The 12,987-nt window shown below is 71.6% G+C and carries 10 protein-coding genes; 7 read left to right on the plus strand and 3 right to left on the minus strand.

Annotated features, from left to right (window positions below; translation table 11 throughout):
- Both ABD172_RS08865 and ABD172_RS08870 read left to right on the plus strand, forming a co-directional pair.
- Positions 1-1,021: YyaL domain-containing protein (locus ABD172_RS08865; RefSeq protein WP_486303313.1), on the plus strand; the 1,021-nt coding region annotated here is incomplete at its 5' end.
- Positions 1,022-1,272: 251 nt separating this feature from the next.
- Entirely contained in the window at positions 1,273-1,575 is a 303-nt protein-coding gene (locus ABD172_RS08870) for a hypothetical protein (RefSeq protein WP_344308858.1), read from the plus strand.
- Positions 1,576-1,851: 276 nt separating this feature from the next.
- On the opposite strand, the gene ABD172_RS08875 is transcribed toward ABD172_RS08870, so the two are convergent.
- The gene (locus tag ABD172_RS08875) at positions 1,852-3,378 is read right to left on the minus strand and encodes a serine hydrolase domain-containing protein (RefSeq protein WP_344308860.1); all 1,527 of its coding nucleotides are present in this window, start codon (positions 3,376-3,378) and stop codon (positions 1,852-1,854) included.
- 56 nt (positions 3,379-3,434) lie between these two features.
- Positions 3,435-4,814, minus strand: a complete 1,380-nt coding sequence (locus ABD172_RS08880; protein WP_344308862.1) for a M18 family aminopeptidase — start codon at positions 4,812-4,814, stop codon at positions 3,435-3,437.
- A gap of 59 nt (positions 4,815-4,873) precedes the next feature.
- On the opposite strand from ABD172_RS08880, the gene ABD172_RS08885 reads away from it, so the two are divergent.
- From ABD172_RS08885 to ABD172_RS08895, 3 genes are all read left to right on the plus strand, one after another.
- A complete protein-coding gene (locus ABD172_RS08885; protein WP_344308912.1) occupies positions 4,874-6,250 on the plus strand; it encodes an MFS transporter in 1,377 nt (458 codons plus the stop codon).
- Positions 6,251-6,345: 95 nt separating this feature from the next.
- Positions 6,346-8,004 carry a DUF1684 domain-containing protein gene (locus ABD172_RS08890; protein WP_344308864.1) on the plus strand — a complete coding sequence of 553 codons (1,659 nt, stop codon included), beginning with the start codon at positions 6,346-6,348 and terminating at the stop codon, positions 8,002-8,004.
- A 192-nt stretch (positions 8,005-8,196) separates the two neighbouring features.
- A complete protein-coding gene (locus ABD172_RS08895) occupies positions 8,197-9,408 on the plus strand; it encodes a trypsin-like serine peptidase (RefSeq protein ID WP_344308866.1) in 1,212 nt (403 codons plus the stop codon).
- Between the two features lie 79 nt (positions 9,409-9,487).
- Here ABD172_RS08895 and ABD172_RS08900 read toward each other — a convergent pair whose 3' ends face one another.
- A complete protein-coding gene (locus ABD172_RS08900; RefSeq protein ID WP_344308868.1) occupies positions 9,488-11,443 on the minus strand; it encodes a M13 family metallopeptidase in 1,956 nt (651 codons plus the stop codon).
- Positions 11,444-11,518: 75 nt separating this feature from the next.
- Between ABD172_RS08900 and ABD172_RS08905 the strand changes: the two genes are divergently transcribed.
- Together ABD172_RS08905 and ABD172_RS08910 are read left to right on the plus strand one after the other, a co-directional pair.
- Entirely contained in the window at positions 11,519-12,121 is a 603-nt protein-coding gene (locus ABD172_RS08905; protein WP_344308870.1) for a low molecular weight protein-tyrosine-phosphatase, read from the plus strand.
- Between the two features lie 2 nt (positions 12,122-12,123).
- The gene (locus tag ABD172_RS08910; RefSeq protein WP_344308872.1) at positions 12,124-12,807 is read left to right on the plus strand and encodes a copper resistance CopC family protein; all 684 of its coding nucleotides are present in this window, start codon (positions 12,124-12,126) and stop codon (positions 12,805-12,807) included.
- Positions 12,808-12,987 lie beyond the last annotated feature (180 nt).

The following is a 12,987-nucleotide window of genomic DNA, read 5'->3' on the forward strand; positions in this document are numbered from 1 at the left end:
CGACCCGACCGCCGCGAACCCGGACGACCCTGCCGATGACGCCCTCACCTCTGTCTTCACGCTCGCCGGCGACGTCGAGGGAGCCGCGGTACTCGTGCGCGAGGACATCCTCCAGTGGCTCCAGCGCGGTGGCGACACCCCCGCTCCGTGGACGACTCCGGTTTCCCGCGATCAGGAGTCCCGTGTCCGGGCCGTGCGGGAAACCCGCCCGCGTCCGCACCGGGACGAGAAGACCGTCGTCGAGTGGAACGCGCTCGCCGTCACCGCCCTCGCGGAGGCCGCGGTCGTGTTCGACCGGCCCGAGTGGGCGGAGGCGGCCGGGGCGGCGCTCGCTCCCGTCGTGCGGTTCCTCGACACCGGCGACCTGCCCCGTTCGTTCACCGGTGAGCGCACCGGTCCGGGTGCGGCGGGGCTCGCGGACTGGGCCCAGGTGGGACGGGCTGCCCTCGCACTCGACGCCTCGGGGGTGGATTCCGTCGGCGGGAAGGCTCCGTGGGACCTCGCCCTCGGGTGCGCCGCGCGGATCGAGGAGCGCTTCCTCGGGACGGCCGACGGGACGCTCACGGTGTTCGACTCGGTGGACCCGATCCTCGGGGTCGAACAGTCGGACCCCATCGACAACACGGCCCCGGCCGGACGCACCGCGACCGCCGAGTTCCTCCTGCTCCTGTCCGAGCTCGAGGACCCGGGCGCTGCGTCAGGTGAGCACGCGGCCGTCGCGCACACGCTGCTCGCCGGGTACCGACCGCTCGTCGCGCAGAGCCCGCGCGGTGCCGGGTGGGCGTTGTACCTGAGTGAGGAGCTCGCGGCCGGCCCCGTGCGCGTGGCCACACGGAGCCCCGAGCTGCAGCGAATCGCAGCGGCGCATCCGGCGGTCTTCGTCGTCGCGGCTCGGGGCCCGGAACTCGCGGACCTGCCGGAGAACGCCGCGGTCGTGTGCCGGGGCACGGAGTGCTCGCTGCCGCTCGATTCCGCCGACGCCCTGCTCGCCGAACTCACTCGCGTCACGACCCGGGGCTGACCCGGTCCGCCTCGCCGCGTGACCACCTGAGCCGCTCCGCCCCCGTCCCGGCCCGGTCGGCAGCGCCGTGGTCGAGGCGCCGAGCCGTCTCTCCAACGGTTTCGCCCAGGACGACCGAAAGAGTTGCCTTCGCGCGAGTAAGGCAACCGTTTCGGTTGCCGTGGGTGAAACCGTTGCCATCACGGTCGGTGGGCGCCGGCCGTCGGGGACACGTCGACCGGTGACAGGTCGACCCGGGGAGGAGAACCGACATGAGTACGTTCGACGACCTCGTCGAGGCTCTTTCCGGCGACGACGCGTTCGCGGTGGAACAGACGCCTCGCGGGATCACGTTCGTACGCACGGACGGGACGGTGGTGACGTGGCGGGTGACCCGGACCGAGGCCGCCGGAGAGGTCGCACGTCGTGCGCGCGGGGCTCGGGGTGCTTACGGGGGCGGCAATCACGGCGTTGCGTTGCTTGCCGAGCACATTCGCGCGGCGGTCCTCACATCCGTCGGTGATCGCGGGCGCCTCACGGTGGATGCGTCCGGCGTGACGGTCGACGCCGTGTGAGCCTGCTCGAGCTGAACTGAATCGACCCGCCCCGACCCGACCCGCCTCGAGTCGCACCGCCCCGACCCAACCCGCCTCGAGTCGCACCGCCCCGACCCAACCCGCTCCGACCCACCTCTCCAACGGATTCACCCAGGACAACCGAAAGAGTTGCCTTCGCGCGAGAAGGCAATCGTTTCGGTTGCCGTGGGCGAAACCGTTGTCGTGGCGATCAGTGAGGCGACGACCGCAGTCCCCGAGCCGACGCCCCCGCCCACGACAGCCGCCGGGGGTCCCTCAGTGGAGCGAGAGCTTCCCGTCGAGATCGCGGTCGGGGCGCTCGCCGGCGATCGCGGCGCGGTAGCGGTCGATCGGCCAGCTCGTCATCGCGCCGATCCGGGCACTGTGGACCTCACCCCCGCGCGGACCCGAGGCGCCGCCACCACCATCGGCACCACGCTCACCCCGCGCACCACCGGCCCCGTCCCACTCGACCACGACGGGTTCGCCGTGTGCGGTGAAGCCGGGCTCGGGCTCGGTGAGGAGGCGGTCGTGCTCCGGGTCGTACACGAGCCTCCCGAGAGTCGCCTTCGGCAGTGGTGCCCGCGGCCCGACCGTGAGGAGAACGGGCGCGTCCACCGAGGCGCCGACGGACACGACGTCCGTGACGCCCCACAGATTCGCGAAGCGGCCGGAGAACCGCAGGTGTTCTGGGATCGCCTCCTCGTCACCGGAGAGCACCGATTCGACCGCGGCGAGGACGGCGTCGATGATCTCGACGACCCCCGCCGCGATCGTGGCGGCCGGTCCGTCGATCGCATTCGTGAGGGCGCTCACCACGAGCCCGTCCTCCGGGTCGATCCACGTGCGGGTGATGTGTCCGGGGTAGCCGCCTGAGTGCCCGACGAGTTCGCGCTCGCCCACCCTCTGCAGGTCCATGCCGAGTCCGTAGCGGCGGATGTCGCCGTGCGGGGCGAGGACGCGGGTCTCCTCGCGCTGCATGAGTCTCTTGCTCGCATCGCTCAGCAGCGTCTCGTCGCCGAGGACGTGCGCGGCGCCGTACACCGTCATCTCCGCGGCGGTGGAGAACCATCCGGTCGCCGCGGCCATCGCCCGGGTGTCGACGTGCGGGATCACCCGGCGCTCGTCGGCGAACGCGGTCCGGCCCGTGTGCCCGGCCGCGTACTCGCTGCCGCGGGCCTCGACGTACTCGGGCCCCGTGTTCTGCAGACCGAGGGGTTCGACGACGAACTCGGCGAGCGCCTCGGCGTAGGGCTTCCCGGTGACCGCCTCGATGACGAGGCCGAGGACGGAGTAGGAGATGTTCGAGTACTTGAACGAGGTGTTCGCGGGGTAGACGATCCCCTCGCGGCGGACGACCTCGAGCAGCTCCTCCTCGCCGAGGAACTCGAAACCTCGCTGCCAGAAGTCGCCGTCGGCGGAGTCGCGGATGTACCCGCCCTGGTGACCGAGGAGTTCACGGACCGTGCGGGAGCCCGCCTCGCAGTCCGCGAGCGCGGGGATCCACGCGGCGACGGTGTCGTCGAGTCGCAGCCTCCCCTCCTCGACGAGACGGAGCAGGGCGACCGCGGTGAACGTCTTCGAGTGCGAGGCGATGCGGAAGAGGTGGTCCGCGGTGAGCGGTTCCCCGGTCGCGGTGTTCGCGAGGCCGTGCGCGGCGTTCACGAGGAGCTCACCGCGGTACGCCACGGCGACCTGGGCGCCGGGCGTCCCGCTGTACTCGACCTGAAACCGGGTCCAGTCGGAGAGGTACGGGGCGAGTTCGGTGAGAACGGCGAGCGTCTGTTCGGAGGAGAGGGACACGGGGGACCTTTCGGGGCGGGAACCGGGAGTGGGGGAGGGGACGCGTGGAGTGCGCCTCAGGCGGCGCCGGACAGGAACGCCGAGGCCGCCCGGTACAGCGCGGCGACGTCGGACACGGCGCACATCTCCCGCGCCGAGTGCATGCTCCACAGAGCGACACCGACGTCGACGGTCGTCATGCCGAGGCGCGTCGCGGTGAGCGGGCCGATCGTCGTCCCGCACGGCATGGCGTTGTTCGACACGAACTCCTGGAAGTCGACCCCCGCGGCCCGGCAGACCGCGGCCCAGCGTGCAGTGCCGACCGCGTCCGTCGAGTACCGCTGGTTCGCGTTGATCTTGAGGAGCGGGCCGTGGCCGAGTTTCGGCCGGTTCGCCGGGTCGTGCCGTTCGGGGTAGTTCGGGTGGACCGCGTGCCCGGCGTCCGAACTGATGCAGAAGGTCCGGGCCATCGACCTGAGGAAGGCCTCACGCCCACCGGCACCGGCAGCGCCTCCGGCACCACCCGCACCAGTGGCCGCGCCTGCACCGGCGGCGACGATCCGTTCGAGCACATCCGCGAGGAACGGGCCCGAGGCGCCCGACCGGCTCTCCGAACCGACCTCCTCGTGGTCGTTCGCGACGAAGACCGCGACCTTCGACAGCCCTGCGGGGTCGACCCCGGCGATCGCGGCGGATCCGGCGTGCACCGAGGTGAGATTGTCGAGGCGAGGGGAGGCGAGGAACTCCTCGTGCGCGCCGAACACGGCCGGTTCCGTGCTCGGGATCGTGAACACGTCGTACCCGGCGACGTCGGAAGCCGTCACACCCGCGGAGGCGGCGAGCAGACCGAGGACGCTCTCGGCGGAGGCATCGGGCCCCATGAGGTCGGCGAGCCCGATGACGGGCTGCATGTGCCGTTGTTTGTCGAGCGTGAGCTTCTGGTTCACCTCGCGGTCGAGGTGGATCGCGAGCTGCGGGATCCGCCCGATCGCGGCCGTCCGCGCGAGCACCGTGGATCCGTCGCGCAGCACGAGGCGCCCGGCGAAGGCGAGTTCCCGATCGAGCCAGGAGTTGAGGAGCGGTCCGCCGTACACCTCGACGCCCGCCTGGTGCGAGCCCTCGACGAGGAGGTCGGGCTTCGGCTTGAGCTTGAATGCGGGGGAGTCCGTGTGTGCCCCGAAGACGTCGAACCCGGTCACCCCGGCACCGGCACTCCCGGCACCATCGCCCCCGGCCGCCGGCATCACCCACGCGAGTACCGAGCCGTCGCGGACGACGAGGTACTTCCCGCCCGGCACGATCTCCCAGGCGTCCGCCTCGGCGAGTTCGGTGAACCCGGCGGCCGTGAGGCGGTCGGCGGCCGTGCGGGCCGCGTGGTACGAGGTGGGGGAGGCGTGGACGAAGGCGGCGAGGTCGTCGGCGACCGCGCGCTCGGAGGATGCGGGAGTGAGGGTCATGCCCTCAGCCTAGTGAACGCGCGGCCGGCGAATCGGTAGCCTGGTGAATCGTGCTTCCCATGCTCACCCGCCTCGTCGGGGTCCCCTATCTCGTCATCGAGTTCCTCGCGAAATTCCCGTACGCGATGGCCACCGTGGCGGTGATGACCTCCGTCTCCGCCGTCCGCGGCAACATGGGCGAAGCCGGCGCGACCGCCGCCCTCGTCGGGGTCGGCACCGCGATCTCCGGCCCGTTGTTCGGTGCCGCCGCGGACCGTTTCGGCCAGCGTCCCGTCCTCCTCGTGAGCGCGGTCGCGAACGCCCTGGCCCTCACCGCTCTCGGCGTGGCTCTCTCCGCCGAGGCGCCCACCTGGCTCCTCTTCCTCTGCGGCCTGCTCATCGGCGGCAGCGCTCCCCAGGCGTCGTCGATGGTGCGTGCGCGGTGGCTCCACATCCTCGGCGCCCGGGTCCCCGATGCGGACACCCGCCGCAGGGCGACCCGGACGGTCCTCTCGTACCAGTCGATGACGGACGAGCTCGTCTTCGTCTTCGGCCCCGTGGTCACCGGGCTCGTCGCCGTCCTCCTCGGCGTCGTCGTCCCCCTCTACGCGGCCGCCCTCCTCACGGGAGCGGCGGTCCTCGCGCTCGCCCTCCACCCGACCGCCGCCTACACGCGCGGCCGGGCCGCCGAACGGTCCGCGAGCCGGCGTCGTCCCGGGCCCCTGCGGAAACTCTCCGCGCCCGAGGCGTCGACCGGCTCCCAGCCCGTCGTCCCCGGTGAGGCCCTCGGGGAATCGGGCTGGGAGGAGAACGAACGTCCGGAGGACCGGGCGGTGCCCGCGCCCGTCCGGGCGCTCTTCCACCCCCGCGTCCTCCTGCCGGTGCTCGGCATGGTCGCGATCGGGTTCTTCTTCGGGTCGCTCCTCGCCTCGCTCACCGGACTCATGGAGACGCTCGGCCGCGAGGAGGCGACGGGCGTCTACTACGGTGCGCTCGGCATCGGGTCGGCCGTCTGTGCGCTGGCCGTCGTCCTCCTGCCGGAACGCTTCGGTCTCTCCGCACGGTGGATCGTGTTCGCCGGCATCATGGCCGCCGGTGCGGCGCTCTCGGCGGTACAGGCGACGAACATCCCGGTCCTCGTCGTCGCTCTCGTGTTCATGGGGTGCGGTGTGGGCCCCGCCCTCGTGACGCTCTACTCGATCGCCTCGGACGTCGCCCCGTTCGGGCGGACGACGACGGTGATGGCGTCGATGTCGACGGGGATCGTCGTCGGGCAGGCCGGCGCCTCGGCGATCACGGGTGCCGTCATCGAGGCGACCGGCTACGGGTCCGGGTTCGCCCTCACGACGGGTGCGACGCTCGCCCTCGTCCTCATCGGACTCGTGCGGTGGTGGCTCGCCGGAAGTGCGGCCGAACGACGTGCAGCGGACAGGCGGCGCGCGAACAAGGTCCGTTGAGCCCCATCCCCTACGATGAAACGGACCGCCCGCCGACCGCGACAGAGGCGGCACTGGCGACAGACCGGACGACCGCAGACGAGGAGACGACGCACGTGGATCAGTACCGAGCCGAATGGCATGCCTGGCACGACGCGCGGCTGTCGGATCTGGCCACCACGTTCGGGTGGCTGAGCATCACGGGCCTCACCTGGCTGGAGCCCGGCGTCGACGTCACGTGGGACGGGGCTCCCGGGGTGTTCCGCCTCGAAACCCCCGAGGAATCCGCCGAGGCGCCCGTCGTCGGCAGCACGTCCGACACCGGATCCTCCGTCGCCACGAGCGCCGGCTGGGTCCGGCTCACGCTCCACGACCGCGTGTCCGCAGGTCCCGCTCCCGAGGCGCTCGATGTCCTCGGGCACCCCCGCCCCACGGCCGAGGTCGCGATCGACGGCGACGTCATGCGGGCGCGCGTGGGGAAGGGCGTCTCCCTCGGCTGGGTCCTCGTCGACCACGTCCTCTACGAACTGCTCGACCGCGACGGGCACGTCGGCATCCGCCGTCACGATGCGAAGGCCCCCCTGCTCGCGCACTTCCTCGACGTCCCGACCTTCCCGGTCTCCTTCGACTGGGTCGCGAGCGGACACTTCGAACCGTTCCCGGAGCCGCGGACCCGCCGCATCTCGACGGCGGCACCCGGGCTGCAGGTCGACGACGTCCACGTCGGGACCGTCACCTTCGAGCTCGCCGGGCACACGTGCACCCTGCAGGTGGGCGGCGCGGTGGAGACGGGGCTCGTCGCGAACTTCCACGACTGCACGAACGGGCGGACCACCGCCGCCTGGCGCCGGCTCAACATCGGCATCCCGGATCCGGCCGGCAACGTCATCCTCGACTTCAACCGGGCGATCAACTACCCCTGCGCGTTCACACCCTACGCGACCTGCCCGGCTCCCGTGCCGGAGAACGTCGTCCCGACCGCGGTGGAGGCCGGTGAGCGCTCACCCCTCCAGACGCTCACCCCCGAGGGCATCAACACCCCCGTCCTCGTCGTCGAGACCGAACCGGGTCTGCGCACCGCACAGGTGCTCGAGGCGTGGGACACCCACGGCCTCGACATCACCCGGGTCACCGAGGGCGAGCTCTCGGGCGTCCCGCCCATGGCCGCCTTCGAGGGCATCGTCCTCGTCGGTTCCGCGGACGACCGGACCGCGCACGGGACCTCCGGTGCCGGTGCGGACGCCTCCGGCCCAAGGCACCCGATCCCGGGCGAGGAACTCGAGGGGTGCCTCGTCGACGCGCTCGCCGTTCGCCGTCCCATCGTCGCGATCGGTGCGGCCGCGCGGGTGTTCGACCGTGCGGTGCGGACCGTGAAGGCCGAGGCGGCCGACTGCACGGAGACCGGAGTCCTACGTGCCGTCACCGCCGGGGACCTCGAATGGGACTCCGTCCGAGAGGCGGACGCCTCCGCGGGTGCGGACGAGGAACTTCCCTCAGGCGTCATCGCGGTGTCCGAGGACGCCGCTGCGCACCGCCCGATCAGGAAGGACATCACCCGGACGCTCTCGAGCGGCGTCGGCCTCATCGAGGGCGTCGACCTCCTCGCGGACACCGCGGAACTCACGGATCCGGAGGCGACGGCGGACGCTCCGGCGGAGGACCGTCCTGCTGGGGCCACCCCCGCCCGAGGCGAGTCCGGTGCCGAGCCCGCGGCGCCTCGGCCGGTGACCTGGCTGTCCCTCGCGGAGCGGTTCGCGGACTACCTGCGGAACTGACCGGCAGCGTCCCGGGCCCCACGTGCGGCCGGGGACGGGGGCGACGGAGATGCCGGTCCGTGAGGGGGCGCGCGGAACACCGCGTGGTTGAAAATGCAATGAATCGTTGCCATTTCGTGACCTTCCTCACGAGGGTCGGTGGGAGGACGGGGACCGAACGCCCGGACCGTCCGCCGATCGAGGAGAAGATCCGTGAAGAAGGTCGCCACCGCAGTCCCGGTCAGTGCCGCTCGCGCACGTTCCGTTCGTTCCCGCATTCTCGCCGCGGGGTCCGGAGTGGTCCTCACCGGTGCCCTCGTCGCCGGCCCTGCGCACGCGGCGTCCGCCACTCCCACGGACGCAGGGATCCTCGAGGGCACGCCGGCGCTCTCGGAGGACGCCGCGTCGTCCGCTGCCGAGTCCTCGGAGTCGTCCGAGGGCGCCCACGCCACCCGCGGTGCCCCCGACTCCCGTTCCGTGCTCGCGTCGTACTGGTCGGCCGACCGCCGGGCGGACGCGCGACCGAGGACCCCGGGCGTCCCGGAGTGGAACGACAGTGCCGGCCCGAAGTCCGGGGAGCCGGCCTCCTCGACCGCACCTGCTGCGGGAGGCGGCAACGGTGGTCCCGGTGGCCCCGGGAACGGCAAGGGGAAGGGCGACGGTGCCGTGGCCACCGACCCGCTCGAGACGAAGAGCGAACCCGTCGGCCCGACGGTCGTGGACGCGGACGACCCGGAACCGAGCGCCGAGCTCTCCCCGGTCGCCGGCAAGGTCTCTTTCACGGACCCGGCGGACGGCCTCGACTACACGTGTTCGGGGTCGGCGGTGAACAGTGAGTCGAAGAGCCTCGTCGTCACCGCGGCGCACTGCGTGCACGGGGGACCGGCCGGGGGCTTCTACGAGAACTGGGTCTTCATGCCGGCCTACGGGGCGGGCATGAGCCCCGAGGGAGTCTTCGCCGCGGAGTCGATGTTCACCTTCGCGGACTGGGCCGAGCACGGTGCCGTCGGCGCGGGCTTCGACAGTGACGTCGCGTTCGTGCGCACCTCCCCGAACGAGGAGGGCACCGAGGTCGTCGACGAGGTCGGCGGTCACGGACTCACGGTCGGTGGTGCGCACATGACGGAGGCGACGCTCTACGCCTACCCGGGCAACATCGAGAACGGGGAACTCCAGCAGGAGTGTACGGGTGCGGTCGACGAGTACGCCCTCGAGGGATACACGTTCAACCGGATCACCGGCTGCGACTTCGGCGGCGGGTCCTCCGGCGGCTCGTGGCTCGAGGACTACTCGGTCGACGAGGGGCTCGGCACCGTGCGGACCGTGACCTCGTTCGGTCCGGCGAACAACAACCGGTACATCGCCGGTGCGTACTTCGGCACCCGGGCGGGGGCGCTCTACGACGCGGCGGACGCCGCACTCTGACCGACGGACGGGAAGCCGTCACGGATCGGATCCGTGACGGCTTCCCGTCATTCATCACGCAGCTTCCCGCGGCACCCGCTCACCAGATGGCGACGCGCTCCTCGGGAGCGAGGTACATCCCGTCGCCGGGCTCGACGTCGAACACCCGGTGGAAGGCGTCGATGTTCTTCACGATCTGGTTGCAGCGGAACTCCTCGGGGGAGTGCGGATCGATCGCGAGGCGGCGGATCCGTTCCTCCGTCCGGAGCTTCGAACGCCACGCGGTGGCCCAGGCGTAGAAGAACGCGCGTCCCTCGTCCTCGGTGACGTTGCGGCCGTTCGAGGCGGCTCGGATGTGGAGTGCCTTCCACGCGATCGAGAGTCCGCCGAGGTCGCCGATGTTCTCGCCGATCGTGAGGGCGCCGTTCACGTGGTGCTTCTCGTCGAGCCCGGCGGGCACGAGCGCGTCGAACTGGGAGATGAGCGACTTCGTGCGTTCCTCGAACCGGGCCCGGTCCTCCGCGGTCCACCAGTCGACGAGATTGCCGTCGCCGTCGTAGCGGGACCCCTGGTCGTCGAAGCCGTGGCCGATCTCGTGGCCGATGACCGCACCGATCGCGCCGTAGTTCGCCGCTTCCGCGCCCTCGGGGTCGAAGAACGGCGGCTGCAGGATCGCGGCGGGGAACACGATCTCGTTGAGGACCGGGTGGTAGTACGCGTTCACGGTCTGCGGGGTCATGAGCCACTCGGTGCGGTCGACCTCCTGCCCGATCCGTCCGATCTGCCGGGCGTGCTCGGCGGCCGAGGCGCGCTTGACGTTCCCGACGAGGTCGTCGGCCCGCACCTCGAAGGGGTACTCGCGCCATACGTCCGGGTAGCCGACCTTCGGGGTGAAGCGGGCGAGCTTCGCGAGGGCCCGCTGCTTCGTCTCCTCGCCCATCCAGTCGAGGTCGGTGATCGAGGACTCGTACGCGGCGATGAGGTCGTCGACGAGCTCGCGGATCGCGGTCTTGCTCGACTCCGGGAACTCCTGGGCGACGTAGAGCTTGCCGATCGCCTCGCCGAGGAGGCCCTGGACGAGGGAGAGCCCGCGCTTCCACCGTTCGCGCTGCGTGGGGGTGCCGCTCAGGGTGCGGGCGTAGAAGTCGAAGTTCTCCTCCGAGAGCGCCTCGGTGAGGAGGGAGGCCCAGGAGTCGACGAGCCCGAACGCGAGCCATGCCTTGAGATCGTCGAGGGGCGTGCCCGCCCACACCTCGCCGAGTCCGGTGAGGAACGAGGGCTGGGACACGAGCACGTACTCGGTGTCGTTCGCCTCGCTGCCGGCCAGCCATGCGTCGATCCCGAATCCGCGGGAGAGTTCCTCGAGTTCGGAGCGGGTGACCTTGTTGTAGGTCTTCTCCGCATCGCGGGACGTCACCCGGTCCCAGTGGTGTGCGGCGAGCTTCGTCTCGAGGTCGAGGACGAGCGTCCCGAGCTCCGCGGGGGTGCGGCCGGTGACGGCCTCGAGGCCGGCGAGTTCGGCCACCCGGGTGACGTGGGTGACGAACTTCTCCCGCACCTCGGCGTTGTCCTCGCCGGAGTAGTAGGACTCGTCCGGCAGGTGGAGGCCCGACTGGAGGAGGTGGAGGGCGTAGATCGAGGAGTTCTTCGCATCCGCGCTCACGTACGCGGCGACGACAGAGGGGCCGCCGGTGCGCTCGAGGTGACCGACGACATGGGCGAGCTGTTCGTGATCGGCCGCGCCCATGAGGACCTCGAGGTCCTCCGTGATCGGGCTCGTGCCCTTCGCCTCGATCGTCGCAGTGTCCATGAAGGAGACGTAGAGGTCGGCGACCTTCTGCGCCTCGCTCCCGGGAACCGGGGCCGAGGCGCCCAGTCCCGTCACGAGGTCCTGGACCTTCTCCTCGGCGGCGTCGTAGAGCATCCGCATCGCACCGTCGCCGGCGCGGTCGTCGGGGATCTCGAAGGTGTCGAGCCAGGCACCGTTCACGTGGCGGAACAGGTCGGTCCGGGCGGAGGTGGCAGGGTCACCGTGGGGCAGCGTGGCTTCCGTCATGGATCACACGGTATCCCACGCGTGCCGGGCCTCCTTCAGCCCGAAGTCCCAGGCCCAGCGGTTAGGCTGGGCCGCGTGAGAGCGGGATCAGGAGTCGTCTTCGTCTGCACCGGGAACATCTGTCGGTCGGTCATGGCCGAACGCATCCTGACGTCCGCCCTGGCACAGGACGTGGCGGCCGGGAACCTCCCGGCCGCGTTCGCGGAGTCGTTCGTCGTCGACTCGGCCGGGACGAGTGACGAGGAGGCCGGCAACCCCGTCGACCCCCGCGCGGTGCGGGTGCTCGAGGACGCCGGGTACGACGCCGCGGGGCACACAGCTCGGCAGATCACCTCGGAATGGTTGGCCGAGCGGGACCTCGCGATCGCGATGACCCGGCGGCACTTCGCGGTCCTCACCCGCCTCGCTGCGCATCTGCCGGAGGAGCGCCGCCCGGAGATCCGGATGTTCCGGTCCTTCGACCCGGCCTGTGCCGACCTCGTGGCGGACCTGCCACCGCACACGGCGCCGCAGGATTCTGCGCTCGACGTGAACGACCCCTGGTACGGCGGCCCGGCGGACTTCCTGGTCACCCGGGACCTCCTCGAGGCCGGGATGCCCGGAGTCCTCGCGTGGATCCGCGCCCGTGCCACTCCTGAACCTGCTTCCCTCGTCCCGACATCGTTCCGATCGGAGTAATCGTGTCTCTTCGTTCCTCCCGCACGCTCGTCCGCACGGCCGGCGCACCCGTCCGGGTGATCGCCGCCGGTCTGCTCGCCGCGCTCGCCCTGTTCCTCGTCCCGGCCGCGTGGTCGCCCGCGCAGGCACACGATCAGCTCCTCACCTCGAACCCCGAGGACGGCGCCGAACTCCAGGCGCAGCCGCAGTGGATCGAGCTCGCGTTCAGCGGCAACCTCGAGGAGGTGGGTTCCGAGATCCAGGTGACGCACGTCGGGGAGGACCGCGACTACTCCGCCGGTGAGATCGCGGTCGAGGGCCGGACGCTCACCTCGGCGCTGCCCGAGGGCATCCCGGCCGGCGAGTACACCGTCACGTGGCGCGTCGTGTCCGAGGACGGCCACCCGATCAGCGGCACCTTCGGCTTCACCCTCCTCGACGACGGCAGCACCGGTGGCAGCGCCTCCGGAACGCCCGCAGCGGAGGAGACCGAGGGCACGGCGTCCGAGGACGGACTCTCCGCCGGAGTCGTCGACTCGCCCGTCGAGGGCGAGGGCACCGAGCGCGGAGAACTCGACGAGTCCGCGGCCACCGGCGGCGGAATGTCCACCCCGATGATCGTGCTGCTGTCGATCGGCGGCCTCGCGGTCGTCGCGCTCGTCATCACGCTGCTCGTCCGCAAGGCCCGTTTCTCCGGTACGGACTGAGGCCGGCCGGGCGCCGGAGCCGGTCCCCGCACCCGAGGCGCCCGTCCGGCGGTGCCGTGCGGAGCCTCGGGGCCGGTGGCTGTCTACCGGGTGGCCGGCCGACGGACGGCCCGGTGGCCGGCATCAGAAGGCCCGGAACCCGAGCGTCCGCACCCCTGAGTACGACGGAGCCCCGGGACA

Origin of the sequence: Brevibacterium samyangense, from assembly GCF_039529845.1 — a bacterium.
GTDB classification, from domain to species: Bacteria; Actinomycetota; Actinomycetes; order Actinomycetales; family Brevibacteriaceae; genus Brevibacterium; species Brevibacterium samyangense.

What these genes read in the sequence shown, in the direction of transcription:
- ABD172_RS08880 (WP_344308862.1), bottom strand. Translation starts at nt 4,814, where the DNA reads ATGACCCTCACTCCCGCATCCTCCGAGCGCGCGGTCGCCGACGACCTC.
- ABD172_RS08900 (WP_344308868.1), bottom strand. Translation starts at nt 11,443, where the DNA reads ATGACGGAAGCCACGCTGCCCCACGGTGACCCTGCCACCTCCGCCCGG.
- ABD172_RS08885 (WP_344308912.1), top strand. Translation starts at nt 4,874, where the DNA reads ATGCTCACCCGCCTCGTCGGGGTCCCCTATCTCGTCATCGAGTTCCTC.
- ABD172_RS08870 (WP_344308858.1), top strand. Translation starts at nt 1,273, where the DNA reads ATGAGTACGTTCGACGACCTCGTCGAGGCTCTTTCCGGCGACGACGCG.